Here is a 16,343-nt window from a genome sequence, read left to right as displayed (position 1 = left end):
AAGGATTACTATGCGTCGTAATCAAAGCTTAATAGATGAAGAGGTCACTTTTGAAGAACATCAAGAGTTAGTTTCAACGACCGATCTTCGAGGTGTTATTACCTATGCCAATCATGAATTTTGCAGTATTGCTGGCTATGAAATGGATGAACTCATTAATAAAAACCACAATATCGTTCGCCATCCTGATATGCCTAAAGCGGCATTTAAAGAGATGTGGGACACCTTAAAGCAAGGGCATTCTTGGCGTGGTGCTGTAAAAAACTTATGTAAAGATGGCCGTTACTATTGGGTTGATGCATTTGTAACACCTATTTTTGAACATGGCCAATTGATTGGTTATCAGTCTGTGCGTGTAAAACTCTCGCAACATGCAAAACGCAGAGCGCAGAAGCTGTATGCCAAAATTAACGCTAATAAGTCACTATTTAGCTGGCGTGAGCACACCTCACTCAGACAGAGCTTGAGCATAGCCGGTGTTTTAGTTTGGTTAGCTAGTGTCGCTATTTGGGGGTCAATCGCAATTGCAGCGGTTAACTTGGTGGTGTGTTTTATCATTTTAGCTTTAAATTATGATGAGCTAATAGCAACACCTGCAACTCTAAAGCAGCAAAAAAGCCAGGCAGATTCGGTGTCTCGTTATGTATTTAGTGGTTCACACCCTCACAGTATTAGTGATTACCGAGAGCAAATGCTTTGCGCCAAGTTAAAAACGGTACTCGGTCGTGTTAAAGACTCAACCTTGAGTTTTAATACCATTGCCCAAGGCTTAGATCAACAATCTACGCTGACCGAACAAGGTATTTCTTCTCAGGGAACCCAGCTTGAGCAAATAGCCACAGCAATGTCACAAATGAGCACCACCATTGGTGAAATTTCTAATAATACCAATGATACCGCAGATAAAGTGGGGATCACCTATCAAAGCTGCTCTGATATAAAAAGTCATATTGCCGATAACAGCAAAATGGTATCTGACTTAGCCATGCAAGTTGAGCAAGCGGCAACCACAGCCACAGGGCTGGCCTCTGAAGCTGATAAAATTGGTCAGGTAATGAGTGAAATAGAAGGTATTGCAGAGCAAACTAATTTGTTAGCACTGAACGCCGCGATTGAAGCTGCCCGTGCTGGTGAGCATGGTCGAGGTTTTGCGGTGGTTGCTGATGAAGTACGCGCATTGTCCTCACGTACTCAAAACGCCACAGCACAAATTCATAGCTCCATTAAAGAGATTCAAGACACCTTGTTCAGCTGGTCTAAAATCATGCAGAGCACAAAACAACAAGCCGATGACTGTGTTAACACCACAGGGCAAACACAACAAGAGCTAGATAGTATTTTCATTCAAATTAGTGAAATTTCACAACTTGCTACCGACATCTCAGCCGCCGCAGAGCAACAACAAGTGGTAAGTCGAGATATTGGCTGCAATGTTGAAAAAATTAAAGGCTTGGGGGATGACAATTTACAGCTTAGTTATAGCGTAGCGCATGGCGCTGCTGAATTGGTCGAAGGGTCACGAAAAGTAAATGATTTACTGCTTACCTTTAAAGTTTAATCCACTCCTTTGAATCAAAAACAAAAAAGCCGCTATTTTCAGCGGCTTTTTGCTGTGCTTCAGATTATCGGCTAGTAAACTCTAAGCCCTCACCACTTGCATCAATAACAATGATGCAGCCTGGTTGAAAATCATTATTAAGCAGCTTTTGTGCTAACGGGTTTTCAATGGTCTGTTGTATTGCACGCTTAAGTGGGCGAGCGCCATAAACCGGATCAAAACCACTGGCAGCAATCCGCTCAAGCGCAGCATCCGTCAATTCAAGTAAATAGCCCATCTCAGTTAATCGTTCACGCAATTTACTTAACTGTATATCTGCGATTTCTTTAATATGACTATGTGCAAGTGAGTGGAACACTACTGTTTCATCAATACGGTTAATAAATTCAGGCCTGAACTCATTATGCAGTACACCCATTACCTTTGCTTTAAGCTCGTCATAGTCATTACTTCCCGATTGCTCTTGGATAATGTCTGAACCTAAGTTAGAGGTCATAATGATAACCGTATTTTTAAAATCAACAGTACGTCCTTGACCATCAGTTAAACGACCATCATCAAGAACTTGTAATAAAATATTAAACACATCTGGATGCGCTTTTTCTATTTCATCAAGCAAGATAACCGAATACGGCTTACGACGAACGGCTTCCGTTAAGTAGCCCCCTTCTTCGTAACCTACATAACCAGGAGGAGCACCAACTAAACGCGCCACTGAGTGTTTTTCCATAAACTCAGACATATCAATGCGTACCATGGCACTTTCGGTGTCAAACATATAGCCAGCCAATGCTTTCGTTAGCTCTGTTTTACCCACCCCTGTTGGTCCTAAGAATAAAAATGAGCCTATCGGACGATTCGGATCAGCAAGCCCTGCACGCGAACGACGGATGGCATTAGCCACAGCAACCACCGCTTCATCTTGCCCTATCACTTTATTGTGCAACTGCTCTTCCATTTGCAATAGTTTTTCACGCTCACCTTGAAGCATACGTGCCACCGGAATACCAGTCCAACGTGATAAAATCTCAGCTATTTCATCTTCGCCCACTTGGTTTTTAAGTAAGCTCATTTCTTGCATTTCGGCTTGTGATGCTAAATCAAGCTTACGCTCAAGCTCGGGTATACGACCATATTGCAGTTCTGACATGCGCTGTAAATCGCTTGCTCTGCGTGCCACTTCTAAATCAAGTCGTGCCTGTTCAAGCTCAGCTTTAATGACTTGCGTACCTTGCAAAGACGCTTTTTCGGCATTCCATACTTCATCGAGTTCACGGTATTGCACCTCAAGCTCAGTGATCAGCTCAACCATTTCTGCACGGCGCTTTTGACTCGCCTCGTCTTTTTCTTTAGCCAAGGCGTTATCTTCAATTTTTAACTGAATGATACGACGCTCTAACTTATCTAAGGCTTCAGGTTTTGAATCAATTTGCAGTCGAATAGAAGAGCCCGCTTCGTCAATTAAATCAATTGCTTTATCAGGTAATTGGCGATCACTAATATAGCGATGTGATAACTGCGCTGCAGCAACAATTGCCGGATCGGTGATTTCCACTGAGTGATGTAATTCGTAACGCTCTTTTAGACCACGTAATATAGCGATAGTATCTTCAACCGATGGCTCTTCAATTAATACTTTTTGGAAACGGCGCTCAAGTGCAGCATCTTTTTCAATGTATTTACGATATTCATCTAAGGTCGTTGCACCTACACAATGGAGTTCCCCACGTGCTAATGCAGGTTTTAACATGTTACCCGCATCCATAGCGCCATCACTTTTACCAGCGCCAACAATGGTATGAATTTCATCAATAAACAAAATCACTTGGCCTTCTTCTTTGGCCAATTCATTTAAAACTGATTTTAAACGCTCTTCAAATTCACCTCGGTATTTGGCCCCAGCAACCAACGCGCCTAAATCAAGCGAGAGTACGCGCTTATTTTTTAAGCCCTCTGGCACTTCCCCATTAATAATACGTTGCGCAAGCCCTTCGGCAATCGCGGTTTTACCCACCCCTGGCTCACCAATTAACACAGGATTGTTTTTGGTGCGGCGTTGTAATACTTGGATGGTGCGACGAATTTCATCATCACGGCCGATTACAGGGTCAAGCTTACCTTGCTCCGCCCGCTCAGTTAAATCAATAGTGTACTTTTCAAGTGCTTGACGAGTTTCTTCAGCATTAGGATCATCAACTTTTTGACCACCGCGAATTGCTTCTATGGCAGTTTCAACTTTGTTAGCAGTGATATTAAGTGCTTTAAATACACTGCCAAGCGGCCCTTTATCTTCACATGCAACTAAAACAAACAGTTCGCTTGAGATATATTTATCTTTGCGTTTTTGGGCATACTTGTCACACAGATTAATAAGTGAAACCATGTTGTTTGACAATTGCACATCGCCACCAACACCTTCCACTTTAAATAACTTTTCTATCTCTTGAGATAGTTTGGTATTGAGCTCGTCAATACTAATGCCCATTTGTGCAAATAAGGCACGCACACTTGAACCACTTTGCTTTAATAAAGCATACATAAGGTGAACGGGTTCAATAAATTGATGATCGCGACCTAGCGCTAATGATTGCGCATCTGAAAGCGCAGACTGAAATTTACTTGTAAATCTATCTAAACGCATGGGGGTTTACCTATAAAAAAACTAATTACTTTATAAATGGGTATGTTAGCGGATTTGTTCAAGGTATTGAGGGAAAAATAATCACTTAATAGTAATTTACTTGCGCCAGATCAAACTTGCCATACGACCGGTTTGGCCGTCACGTCGATAAGAAAAAAACTGATTTTTTTGAGAGAACGTGCAGTATTCACCACCACTAATATTCACAACACCCCGTTGGTTTAGCAAAATACGCGCTATGTAATAAATATCAGCTAAATATTTATCGTTATTTTTAGGTTTAAACGCATCATGCAAAGTTGGATTGTTGGCTGTAAATGTTGCAACGACCTCTTGGCCTACTTCAAATTGGTTAGCCCCTATTGCAGGACCTAACCAAGCATGTAAGTTCGTTGGTGCATGTTTAAAATAGCCAACTGTATTATTAATGATTCCTTGCGCTAACCCTCGCCAACCGGCGTGAATTGCAGCCACTTCCTGGCCATCGCTTGAGGTAAGTAAAATAGGTAAACAGTCAGCGGTCATTATAGCTAAAGGTTGATTATATAATTGCGTGTAAAGCGCATCCCCCGTCAGAGTTTGGTTAAAATCAAACCCTTCATCCACTCTAATTACATCAGCGCTATGAACCTGATTTAACCAAACAGCAGGATTAGGTATGTAACTATTTACATGCGCTCGATTGGTTAATACATCTTGGCTGTTATCACCTACATGCAATCCTAAATTCAAGCTATCAAATGGAGGCTTTGATACGCCTCCATCCCGTGTAGTACTCAATGTGCCTACACCCTGAATAGATTGCCATGTAGCTGATAAGCCAGACATAATTAACTAGCTATGTCTGGATTTGCTTTTGTATCTTCACGCAGTGCTTGAGTCATCTGAACCATATCATCAGGGATAGGTGCTTGCCAGGTCATCATTTCACCGGTAATTGGATGAGCAATGCTTAATTTAACGGCATGCAGCGCTTGACGCTTAAAGCTACGCAGTAACTCAAACAGCTCAGGCGTTGCCCCTTTTGGTGGACGAGGACGGCCGCCATAAGATTGATCGCCAATTAATGGGTGGTTTAAGTACGCCATATGCACGCGAATTTGATGCGTACGTCCGGTTTCAAGGCGTAAACGCAAACGAGTATGAGCACGGAACTTTTCTGCTACACGGTAATGCGTAATCGCTGGTTTACCCATTTCATGAACTGCCATATGCGTACGCTGAGTTGGATGGCGGCCAATCGCTTTTTCAACCATACCACCGGCAGTCATAGTACCATTACATAACGCTTCATATTCACGTGTGAAATTTTCGCGCTTTTGTAAGGCTTTCACCAGGTGAGTTTGTGCCTGAATCGTTTTCGCGACAACCATTAAACCTGTGGTGTCTTTATCTAGACGATGCACTATACCCGCGCGTGGCACGTTGATAATGTCTGGAAAATGATGAAGTAACGCATTTAACACCGTACCGTCAGGATTGCCTGCGCCCGGATGAACCACTAATCCCATTGGTTTATTGATAACTAAAATATCATCGTCTTCATAAACGATGTTTAATTTGATATCTTGTGCTTCGTATTCACGAGGTGCTTCTATTGTTGTTTCAACAGCCACAACTTCACCACCGAGTAATTTTTCACGCGGGGTGTTGAAAATTTCGCCATCAACGGTGATTTTATCATCTAAAATCCACGTTTTTATCCGTGATCGTGAATAATCAGGGAACAATTGTGCTAATACTTGGTCTAGACGTTTACCACCTAAGTCTGTTGGGACCTCGGCTTGGAGAGATATTTGCTCTGACATTAGTAACTTTACCCAATTTACCAGTGCAAGCTTTGCTTGACTGGGTTAGAATCGCTTTTAATAAAAGCATAACATAATACGCATAGTTTACTCGGTTTTACCCACTTGGCCTAGCCGAAGACATCGAAGGTAACAAATAAAATGATAAATAAAATAGGGAAACGTGCATTCGCCATTGTTTTTTCAGTTTCAGTGCTTAGTTTAGGAGCTTGTTCGTCTGCGCCTGACCAAGAAGATATTCAACGAGTACCAAACAGATCAGCACAAGCACTATACGAAGATGCAAAACAAACGCTTGATTCTGGTTTATACGCACGTGCAATTGAACTGTTAGCGGCAATTGATTCTCGCTACCCGTTTGGCCCGTTTTCAAAGCAAGTACAAATGGATTTAGTGTATGCACATTACCAATCAGGTAATACAGAGCAAGCACTCGCGACAATTGACCGCTTCATTCGCTTAAACCCAAACCACAAAGATTTAGATTACATGTATTACATGCGTGGTTTGGTTAATATTAAAGCTGATAAAAATGCTTTCCAAGAATACTTTGGTGTAGATAGAGCCGACAGAGATGCTAAACGCACCCGTGTTGCTTATACCGACTTATCAACCTTAGTTAAACGTTTTCCAGAAAGTGATTATGCGCCGGAGGCAAAACGTCGTTTAGTTTGGTTATTAAACCGTATGGCTCGTTATGAGCTGAAGGTTGCGACTTACTATTATGAACGTGAAGCCTATTTAGCAGCTGCGAATCGCGGCAAATATGTGGTAGAACACTACTCACAAAGTAGCTACCTTGATGCAGCATTAGCCATGATGGAAAAAAGCTACGATAAGCTTGGGTTAACTGAATTAAGTGATAATGCAGCGCAAACACGCAAATTTAACAGTAGAAATAAATAACACAAAAAAGGCGCTACTTTTAAATTAAAGTAGCGCCTTTTTTATACTAAAGACAACGATTATATTGCGTCTTCATCTTCTTCTGCGGTACGAATACGAACAACACGCTCTACCTCAGTGACAAATATTTTACCATCACCAATTTTACCTGTTTGTGCGGTTTTAACAATCATATCAATAGCACGTTCTACATCTTCATCACCAAGCACAATGTCCAGCTTTACCTTAGGTAAAAAATCAACCATATACTCTGCACCACGGTATAGCTCAGTGTGGCCTTTTTGACGCCCAAACCCTTTTACTTCACTTACTGTCATACCCGTAATACCAACATCAGAAAGTGCTTCGCGCACATCATCGAGCTTAAACGGTTTAATGATTGCTTCTATTTTTTTCATATTAGTTACTTTTGAAAGCCTCAGTTGCCTCGATTTTAGACAATCATGAGGTTCATAGCAAACAAAGTGATTGAATAGCACAGGTGAAAAATAATCATGGTATGATTATTTTAATAAAAATAACTATACTAGGGTCTGTTGACCTTTCAACATCATCGAGTTAATGAGATTTATATGAAAACCAAGCATACAGGATTTACTCTATTAGAGTTAATGGTTACCGTTGCTATTGTTGCGATAATAGCGAGTATTGCAATATGGAATAGTAGCGATATGCTGGAAGAAAACCGAGGCGAAAACTTTTTATTGGAGCTAAAGCGTAATATTAGTTTTGCGCGATCACAAGCAGCTAGTACTGATGAAATCGTGGTTATTTGTGCAGCTCAGCATTCGGAGGTTAAAAATAATGATGATAGTATGCAATGCCGAGCAAGGTGGGATGGTAATAAAGTTATTATTACCTTTATTGATGCAGATAATGATGGTCAATATAATTCCTCATCTGACAGCTTAATTCGCGTTATGGAAAAAATTAACCTTAATGATAAGGTAACATTCACAGCTGGAGATAGACGAATACGGTTTAACACCAGCGGTCGTATCACCACTAAACCTGGAAATTTTATTTTTTGCCCTAATGGTACTAATGAAAATAATAAAGGGTTAACACTGTCTCAATCAGGGACTGCTTTTTATATAGGTGACACAACTCAAACCTGCAGCTAAAAGCCATTTCATACTTTGTCGTTTTTTGATTATTTACTAAACTAATATAATGGACTGTTCAATGTAAGGCTTCAGGGATGAAGTTAATTATAAGTGTTCACAAAAACGATGGCGTTACGCTAGTAGAATTGCTAATAACCATTTCAGTTATAGCAATACTGAGCCAACTCTCTTTATGGTTTGTTCCTGATTTCTTGGCGCTCAATCGCGCTGATAATCAGGTAAATTTATTACACCGAAATATTAATTTAGCACGTCTTTATGCTATAGAGCATGGCAGCTACGTAACTCTTTGCGCTTTAAAAGATAAACAATGTTTAGATGGTGAGTGGCACACGGGTGTGTCACTATTTACTGATAATGACAAGTCAACATCTTTGGATAATGACGAACGTCTTATTAGTACCTTTGAACATACCCATCCCTCTGATAGCTTAGAGTACCCTCGCACTGCAATCACTTTTAGACCTGACGGCTCTTTAAATGGCTTTCAAAACGGTACTTTTATCTATTGCCCTAATAGCGAAAAAGCAAGCCTTGAAGGGCTTGCTCTTTCTATAAGTCAAACAGGTCGCATACGGATAAAGTCCACAAATAGATGCAAAAATAACTAACCTGAACTCTGGTTAAGAGATTTACTAATATATTGGATAATAGTGATAGCTAGGTTTATTTCCTCTAGCCAGAGACTCACAGTGAAAACAAGGTGGATTTTCCCGTCAACAGCTGGGCTATTGCAAGTAAATTCAACGCCATTAGCGCTAAAAGCAGCTACTTGAGATGGGTATATAATCCAGAGTAAGGTTTACCTGCATTATCTACCCCAACAATAATTTATATCTGATTTACCTTTGGTCCCTTTAGCCCCTTTTAAGCCTAAGTCATTAATAGACAGCTCAGTACAATCAGCATCCCCTTTCACCGCTCCAGCGATGGGTTTAGCTGTAATTGTAAATTCATTGCTATCAACCACATTAATTGCCAACTCAAAATGCCCGTTTTCAGTTTTACTTTGAATACCTAAGTCGCTAAACGAAGTCGAATAAACTCGGTTATCTACAAAGTATTGCTCTTGCTTGTTTGCCGCATCTAACAGCGCAGATGCAGCTTCCGCGCGTGATGCCCTTTTTACATACTCAGTGTAATTCGGCAGTGCAACTGCAGCAATGATGCCAACAATCGCAACTGTGATCATTAACTCAATTAATGTGAATCCTTGTTGTGTCTTGTTCATATACAGCCCTTAATTGTTTATTTCGTCGTTTTCTTCACGCTTATAAATATATGTTTGCTGCGTTTTAAAGCCAAAACCAATGGGTTCTTTATCATTAACCAGCTTGATTGTACCGTCAACCACTTTTAAACCAGGTCCTGTAATTTCTACAGGTTTAAGAGGGTTTTCGGCTTGCTCACCTTTTATTCCAGGGCCAATTAGAAAAAACTGACTTTCTTCGATAACGTCTTCTTCAGGATTATCATCACACTTTCCATCACCGTTCGAATCGGTACAAGAGTTAGTTGCACCAAAATAAAGCTGTGGTGTATCGGGTACGTCATAACTGGTTGCAAATTTGAGCTGATCATACACTTTTGTACCATAATGCAAATGAAACGCATAAAGCGCACCACCGCCCCCACTTAAAGAACATTGATTCTCTACAACGGCATCAGATGCTGGCGTGAAAGAGGTAAAATAAGCAACCCCACCAACAACAGTAGCTGCAGCTAATGACTTTTCACCTTTGGCTAATTCATAGCGCCACCCTTTCTTTTTTGCCAACTCAGCTTCAACAAGATTAAAACCATCTATGTCATCTAGAGTATTACCAAACGGGTCATCGTTCATAATCATTAAGTCGGATGGTTTAATTGCAGCAGGCGCATTGATTTTAAATGAGCGTGTCAGCGTATTTTCATCACGGATCATAAACAATTGATCTTGCTCATTTGTATTCGTTGGTTTTGAACGATTACCACTGCCAATAACAACTGCATCATAAGGAGTATCTAAACGGGTAATAACTTTATCACCGTTGATGGTCGTCTCCGTTACTTTACTAAACAAGGTACGCGCAATCAAAGGTTTATAAAAGAAGCGTCTATCTTGGGTATTTTGATTGCTACCAAGCTCTGCAAGTTTGAAATGGCTGAACTCGCTGCTATCTTCTCCTGGCATATCAATGCGCCAAATATTACCACCGGTATCTGAAGCATAAATTCGGTCAATATAGCCGTCATAATCTGAATCAAGCGTAGTTAAATCAGCGGCAATGCTATGCTTACCTTTAAAACCATTGCTATCTGGGGTTAACGCCCAAACTAAACTGCCAGTTTTTGCTTCAACAATATAAATGCCCCGGCCGCTGGTGTCCTCAGACCTAATTGCGGCGTCTTTATTAATATCGTAACCAGCACCAAATATGAGTAAAGGTTTATTACCAAAAGCTTTAATATAAGCTATTTGCGGTTTTGACCATGTTTGTGCTAATTCCGTAAAGTCGCCTTTGCCGCCTTCAATTGGTTTGCTCCAAAGGCGCTTTGGCTGGTTCGGGTTTGTAATATCTAAGCCGTAATAATTCTTGCCACCACGACGCATACCAGCAAAAGCCCAAACAGCATCTCCTTTACTAGCATCTATAATACCGTCATTTAAACCTTCGCTATTTAAACTCTTATTACTAAAGTAAACACTGATAGGGCCGTCCATACCATATACTTTACTATCCGCTTGTTTATTTCTGAGTGGTTTAATAATGTCAAATAATGCTGAAGGTATAAACGCCCAGCTTTCACTTACAGTCTCACCGGCATCTTTAAACATATGTAAAAATCCAGCATTTGTTCCTATAAGAATTCGTATATCATCATTGCCATAGTCGATGGCAATAGGTTTTGAATGTAATGGGTCGCCAAAAATATCAGAGCGTTGATCTTGTGATGAACCATCTTTATCCTCATCATCAACGTCGACCCCTCTTGCCCAATTCACATCTTGACTAGATAGGGACAACGGGTTATTGGTAACCCCGCTAAGAATGTCACTAACAACCGAAGTATTAAAACTAACAACAGAGCCTTGATTCTCCGTAAATAAATTACGAGCAAGCGGATCTATCGTGCTTAAATAATGATTCACACCACCTTGTGCAACAGCATTACCGTCAGCGGGTTGGCCTGCAGGAAGCCAAAATGTTTTTGCATCTTTTGAAATTAAACCTTCGCTATTAAGAGCAGGCTTGTTAGTTGCGTCAACAATCTGACTACCTGAGACTTTTAACTTTTTGAGGTTGCCACGCCAGCGCGCACCTGTTTCTGGATAAAACATTGCAAAATAAATAGCATCACGGCTTCGAGTTTGATCTACGTTATTACTGGCCACTGATGGCGATGAAAAACTATCGTTTACTTCACGAATACGAGAAATCGTATTTTTGAGTGCGTCTGATAATTGTGCTGCAGTATTTGCATGTAAATACTGTCCACCGCCGTAGTTTGCTGTCTCAGTAAGTAGGTTCTTTCCTGAGTTGCTCATACCCGTACCAAAACCAATAGGAAATACACGTCCAATATCAAGCACATTATTGGTTTTGCTATACAAATCAACTTTTACATCATCTGTACCATGGATAATTTTCGCCAGTGCTGCTAAATAACTATTACTAACAGCAGGTGCATTTTCAGAAAAATAGTCATTATGAAGATTATATATATCATTATTTCTGTTAGAGTCGTTTGTAGGGTCACCGTCCGTCATTAAAATAATGTTGATACTATTATCACAACGTAATGGCTCACCCGCTACAGGGGCAAAGGGTGATTTATAAACTCCTGATGACTCTGCGGTAAAATCTCGATTATTAGTATTACCTCCATAGTAAACGTTTTGGCCTGTTATATATAAATACGCTTCCCACAATGTTTCAGTTAATGGGGTTGATCCGCTGGCAGGTAGCTCATCAACTTTATTTAGCAACGTTGATTTTGCAGCACCAACTCTGGCTAGTACATACCCACCATTACTACCATTAAAGCGCATTAAACCAAATTCGATATCATCATTATCGTTCACTAACTGTGTAATCGCATTTTGTGCAACTCTTAAACGACTATCACTACATGTGGCTTCATAATTGTAGTAACTAGTTCTTTTGTAACATTGCTCATTTCGTTTATAGCTATCTTTACTTTCAAAGCAATCAACCTCGTAATAACTATTACCGCTTCTTTTATAGCAGGCATTGCCATCGTTTACATCCCAGGCCATACTTCCCGAGGTATCAAAAATCATAATAACACGTGGCTTTTCATTAGTTTCCACATTGTGGTTAACATAAAGCTCTATGTCTTCACCATTCGCTGATAAACTAATTAATACACAAAATATAGAAATGAGTACTCTCTTTAACGTAAGTTTCATTTTAAATCCCCTTACTTATGCTAGCCATCTCTTGGGCTACGCCGGTCACAATTGTAAGCTGGTGCTTACTTTTAGAGCCATATTCTATGGTTGTTGAAACTTGTACCATGTTGCATGAGATACCAGCAGTAAAACTAAAACGACGAGGGCATTCTAAATCGAGTACACCATTGTTTAAATTAATCATATTGCTTTTCATATCATCACGTTCAGCCATAACAATACCCTTGTCTGAAACTTCTTCAGGGGTCAAAAAGAACTGATTGGCAGCTCCTTTACTGACTTCGTCAGCAATTATACGCTGCACTTCACCAATTAGTTGGTTTTCTGCAACCTCGCGCTCTTGGGCTGCGTTGGTAATTTTAATATCAATACTACTACTGCTCATTAAAGTAACCGCAATTCCTGTCACTGCTATGACCATAATAAGCGCTGTAATAAGTACAACGCCCTGTTGTTTATTTTTCATCTGCGTTAAATACGCCATAAATTTGCTCCCACGTTATTTAAACGAATAGTCGTCGTGAAAACAGTTCGTCTGAAATTATCTGAAAAAGTGAGAGTGCGACTATTAGCATCTTCCCCTAATACGTACGTTTGGTTCTTAATTTTAAGACCTGGATCAGGCTGCAATGCTCTGATCAATAAAAAAACTTGTACTGTTAAAATGCCTTTACGATTTTCCCAGTCACTGACATTCATATCATTGATGCTTTTGTATGTATCAACACGGCTGTCGCTGGTAGTATCTAGACCAAAAACAAAACGCATATTTTCCACGCCTTCCATTATGGTTTCAGTGTTTATAGACCCTCCCACCAAACGTTTTCGCATTAGTGCAGGTACAGTAAGGCTCTTATTATTTACCGTATAAGTTTGCTCTGAAATATAATAGCTGTGATGACTATACGGCCATACCGACGCATTAATATTTATGCTAGTAGGGTCAACAACACCTCGCTCAAAGCGAGCACTTTCTTGCTCAGCAATAAAATAATTCTCATCACTTTGCGTTTCATTAACACCTGCGGCATCCACTTCTAGTTGGTTTCCTTGTAAAAACTTAACCTGTAAAATATCAGTGCCTGCTAAAGGGTTATTAACGCAATTAAGTTCACTTGAACTAGTAGCTGTTTTTGCATAAAGCGTTTTAAAGTTACTGCTGCTGGTTAAATCAGGAAAGCTACCGTTATTGAGACCTTCAAAACAATCACCTGTAGGATTCGACAATGATGATGTGTTTATAACGGTGAAAGAATCATCATAAAATGTTCCCCAAAAACCAACCTGCTCAATATCACGTTGCATAATATTTATAGCTAAGCGACCTGATTCTTGTAACTCACCTATAGTCATTGTGTCTTTGGTGGTTACTTTCATACCGATATAAGTAAACATCACCCCACCCAAAATTAATCCCCCTATAAATAGAGATATCATCATTTCAATGAGTGTAAATCCTGTTTGCTTCATTTTAGCTCCTAACGTATACATAGCTATTAAGCACGACTAAGCGACGTTTTTTATCTGCAACACCACAGCTAATTTTACCTGTGGCCTCACTCGCTTTAAATTCTTGGCGACCCTGCCAAGAAACAATAACCTCTATGTTATATGCTTTCCCCCCAGACCCCCCTACAACTTCAGGGTTAATACACACAGTTGCCCCATCAAGTGATCCGGTATTCTCTCGGGCTCGGATAGCACGTTTCCATTGCTCGATATCTAAACTAGCTATTTGTGTGTTACTACAAGAGCTTGTAAAACATGTTTTAGACGGTTTCTTAGTGGTTTCACTGGTAAACTCTACATCATAATGGGTCGCGAGTTGCGAAGTATCGTTTGCTCGAATACGTTGAATAATATCATTACCAAGCGCAACAGCAGCAGCACGTTGCATTGAATCAAAACTTGCTTGCTTTGCTTTTGCTTGTAAAGCCACCGCACCGAGTAAGCCAAAGCTTAAAATAATGAAAGCAATCAGAACTTCGATGAGAGTAAAGCCCTTTTGAAACTTAAATACAGTCGAGAACATACTTAAACCAAATAATAATTATCTAACAATAAGTGTATGCAATTAAAAATTAGATTCAACTAGAACCATGACTAACGGTTAATTATGTTGATAAGCGGTTAATGGGTAGGTGTATTAAAGTTCGCTTTTTACGCTTTTGAGTGCTCGACGACTTACAGCTAAAAAAGCGCTACAGCCTTGTAGCTCAATAACATGTTGATGGTTTTTAAGCGTATGTAGGGCAATGATTTTGTTCTTATTCACCAAAGTATGTCGATGAATTCTTAATAAATGATGCGGGTATTGCATTTCAAGATGCTTTAAACTGTCCTCAATTAAAGCTTCCCCTTGATCAAACACAACCTTGGTATACTTTTCCTCTGCGTTAAAATAAAAAATACTCTCTATTTCAATACTTCTGATAGTGCCGGCCAGTTGATACGTTACTTTTTCTGTATGTTGCTGTTGCAGGTGTACTCTGTTTAAACGTCCTAGCTGTTGTAATGCATGTTGCAAACTTTTTACTGATATAGGTTTTACTAAATACCCAGCTGCATTTAGTTGCAGTGCATCAAGTGCATGCTCAGGGTGAGCGGTTATAAAAATAATCGCAGGGGGAACCGCCAAGCCATTGAGTTGATTAGCTACTTCGATGCCATTTAAGCCTGGCATGTCAACATCTAAAAACACTAAATCAGGCTGAAGCTCTTCTATTTTCATTAAAGCGTCATTGCCATTATCGGCCTCACCTTGCACATGAAGGGATGTATGGCTTTGACCAAGTAAACGCTTTAAGCGTGCTCTTGCTAAGGGTTCATCATCTACAATCAGTACATTCATAACATTTTCTCTGTTTGTTTTGGGATAACCACTTTAACTCTAAATTTATTTTCTTTGTTGGTTATAGTCAATTGCGCCCGACCTTTATAATAAATACTTAAACGAGAACGGATATTATCAATTGCCATACCGTTATGCTCTCTAGTATTAGCAGTTTCAGTAGGTACAGGGTTAGTTACAATCAAGGTTAAATAATGTGTTGTAACATGCAACTCAATACTAATGGTAGCACCACTTTGGCTGGGCTCTACACCATGACATACTGCGTTCTCTACCAAAGGTTGTAATGTTAGATATGGAATATAGAGCGCAGGGAGGTTTTCTGGTAATAACCACTCAACCTGTAAACGCTCTGCAAAACGCCATGATTCAAGAGCAATATATTGTTTAGTTAATATTATTTCATCACTGAGTAATACACTTTGCCCTGAACGCATTGCAGCTTGCGAAAGCGCTGCTAATGCCAAAATAGCATTCTCAGCAGCTTCAACGTCATGATGCGTTAATTCTGCTGCCGTATTCAAACTATTATATAAAAAATGGGGTCTGATCCGCGCCTGCAAGGCATCAAGCTCCGCTCGAGAGAGTGCTTTGGCTTGCTGTTCTTTTTCAAAATGAATAAGCAAAAATTGTACAAAAAGTAAGGTAAGCAAAAATACAATAATGCAATTACGTAACACAAAAAACGTAAGTTGTTTTTCGTTTTCTATATCAAAAGCAATATGAGAAAAAGCCAGACTAAATAAAGCAGTGCTCAGACTATATACAGCAATAAAAAAACTAAGCTGAATAAACTGAGGCTGTTTTGCAAGAAATCGCCGGCAAATGTATAAAAAAGAGGTACTGACTAATACTGTTACATGAAGAAATAAACTAATCTCTCCCAAGTGCAGCCATATGTCACCGCCAGCATTAGGAGCAAAAGCTAAAATAATAGCCACGACTTGTGTTACTACGAGGGATGCAAGTACACCACGCTCATTAAAAAGGGCCGAAAAAAGTAGTGCATCTGGTGTCAGTTGCTTACTCATTCGG

At 39.9% G+C, this 16,343-nt stretch carries 15 protein-coding genes; 4 read left to right on the top strand and 11 right to left on the bottom strand.

All coding sequences use genetic code 11. The features are described from left to right. Positions 1 to 10: 10 nt before the first annotated feature. Entirely contained in the window at positions 11 to 1,558 is a 1,548-nt protein-coding gene (locus AN392_RS02345; RefSeq protein ID WP_055011721.1) for a PAS domain-containing methyl-accepting chemotaxis protein, read from the top strand. Between the two features lie 64 nt (positions 1,559 to 1,622). Here AN392_RS02345 and clpB read toward each other — a convergent pair whose 3' ends face one another. The 3 genes from clpB to rluD all read right to left on the bottom strand — a co-directional run bounded on the left by clpB (position 1,623) and on the right by rluD (position 6,007). After that, a complete protein-coding gene (clpB, locus tag AN392_RS02340; protein ID WP_055011720.1) occupies positions 1,623 to 4,199 on the bottom strand; it encodes an ATP-dependent chaperone ClpB in 2,577 nt (858 codons plus the stop codon). A gap of 96 nt (positions 4,200 to 4,295) precedes the next feature. After that, the gene (pgeF, locus tag AN392_RS02335) at positions 4,296 to 5,027 is read right to left on the bottom strand and encodes a peptidoglycan editing factor PgeF (RefSeq protein WP_055011719.1); all 732 of its coding nucleotides are present in this window, start codon (positions 5,025 to 5,027) and stop codon (positions 4,296 to 4,298) included. Positions 5,028 to 5,029: 2 nt separating this feature from the next. Continuing rightward, positions 5,030 to 6,007, bottom strand: a complete 978-nt coding sequence (rluD, locus tag AN392_RS02330; RefSeq protein WP_010391291.1) for a 23S rRNA pseudouridine(1911/1915/1917) synthase RluD — start codon at positions 6,005 to 6,007, stop codon at positions 5,030 to 5,032. Positions 6,008 to 6,148: 141 nt separating this feature from the next. Between rluD and AN392_RS02325 the strand changes: the two genes are divergently transcribed. Beyond that, entirely contained in the window at positions 6,149 to 6,913 is a 765-nt protein-coding gene (locus AN392_RS02325; protein ID WP_055011718.1) for an outer membrane protein assembly factor BamD, read from the top strand. Between the two features lie 59 nt (positions 6,914 to 6,972). Here the strand turns inward: AN392_RS02325 and AN392_RS02320 are convergent, their stop codons facing one another. Next, positions 6,973 to 7,311, bottom strand: a complete 339-nt coding sequence (locus tag AN392_RS02320; protein ID WP_054202119.1) for a P-II family nitrogen regulator — start codon at positions 7,309 to 7,311, stop codon at positions 6,973 to 6,975. A gap of 174 nt (positions 7,312 to 7,485) precedes the next feature. On the opposite strand from AN392_RS02320, the gene AN392_RS02315 reads away from it, so the two are divergent. Together AN392_RS02315 and AN392_RS02310 are read left to right on the top strand one after the other, a co-directional pair. Next, on the top strand, positions 7,486 to 8,037 hold the full coding sequence (locus AN392_RS02315) for a GspH/FimT family protein (RefSeq protein WP_010391289.1): 552 nt from the start codon (positions 7,486 to 7,488) through the stop codon (positions 8,035 to 8,037). A gap of 77 nt (positions 8,038 to 8,114) precedes the next feature. Beyond that, positions 8,115 to 8,651 (top strand): GspH/FimT family pseudopilin, encoded by a 537-nt coding sequence (locus AN392_RS02310; RefSeq protein ID WP_010391288.1) that lies wholly within the window; start codon positions 8,115 to 8,117, stop codon positions 8,649 to 8,651. A gap of 200 nt (positions 8,652 to 8,851) precedes the next feature. Here AN392_RS02310 and AN392_RS02305 read toward each other — a convergent pair whose 3' ends face one another. From AN392_RS02305 to AN392_RS02275, 7 genes are all read right to left on the bottom strand, one after another. Continuing rightward, the gene (locus AN392_RS02305; protein WP_055011717.1) at positions 8,852 to 9,271 is read right to left on the bottom strand and encodes a type IV pilin protein; all 420 of its coding nucleotides are present in this window, start codon (positions 9,269 to 9,271) and stop codon (positions 8,852 to 8,854) included. A 9-nt stretch (positions 9,272 to 9,280) separates the two neighbouring features. Then, a complete protein-coding gene (locus tag AN392_RS02300) occupies positions 9,281 to 12,454 on the bottom strand; it encodes a pilus assembly protein (protein ID WP_055011716.1) in 3,174 nt (1,057 codons plus the stop codon). 1 nt (position 12,455) lies between these two features. Then, the gene (locus AN392_RS02295; RefSeq protein ID WP_055011715.1) at positions 12,456 to 12,941 is read right to left on the bottom strand and encodes a hypothetical protein; all 486 of its coding nucleotides are present in this window, start codon (positions 12,939 to 12,941) and stop codon (positions 12,456 to 12,458) included. After that, positions 12,929 to 13,927, bottom strand: a complete 999-nt coding sequence (locus AN392_RS02290) for a PilW family protein (protein WP_010391281.1) — start codon at positions 13,925 to 13,927, stop codon at positions 12,929 to 12,931. The genes AN392_RS02295 and AN392_RS02290 overlap by 13 nt, the downstream gene beginning before the upstream one ends. A 1-nt stretch (position 13,928) precedes the next feature. Then, positions 13,929 to 14,489, bottom strand: a complete 561-nt coding sequence (pilV, locus tag AN392_RS02285; RefSeq protein ID WP_055011714.1) for a type IV pilus modification protein PilV — start codon at positions 14,487 to 14,489, stop codon at positions 13,929 to 13,931. Positions 14,490 to 14,603: 114 nt separating this feature from the next. Further along, positions 14,604 to 15,308, bottom strand: coding sequence for a LytTR family DNA-binding domain-containing protein (locus tag AN392_RS02280; protein WP_055011713.1), 705 nt, complete (start codon positions 15,306 to 15,308; stop codon positions 14,604 to 14,606). Next, on the bottom strand, positions 15,305 to 16,339 hold the full coding sequence (locus AN392_RS02275; RefSeq protein WP_055011712.1) for a sensor histidine kinase: 1,035 nt from the start codon (positions 16,337 to 16,339) through the stop codon (positions 15,305 to 15,307). The genes AN392_RS02280 and AN392_RS02275 overlap by 4 nt, the downstream gene beginning before the upstream one ends. Positions 16,340 to 16,343 lie beyond the last annotated feature (4 nt).

This window comes from Pseudoalteromonas sp. P1-16-1b, assembly GCF_001401785.1.
Taxonomy (GTDB): Bacteria; Pseudomonadota; Gammaproteobacteria; order Enterobacterales; family Alteromonadaceae; genus Pseudoalteromonas; species Pseudoalteromonas undina.
The sequence above is the reverse complement of the archived record's forward strand: the minus strand, read 5'-3'. Positions and strand labels throughout refer to the sequence as shown.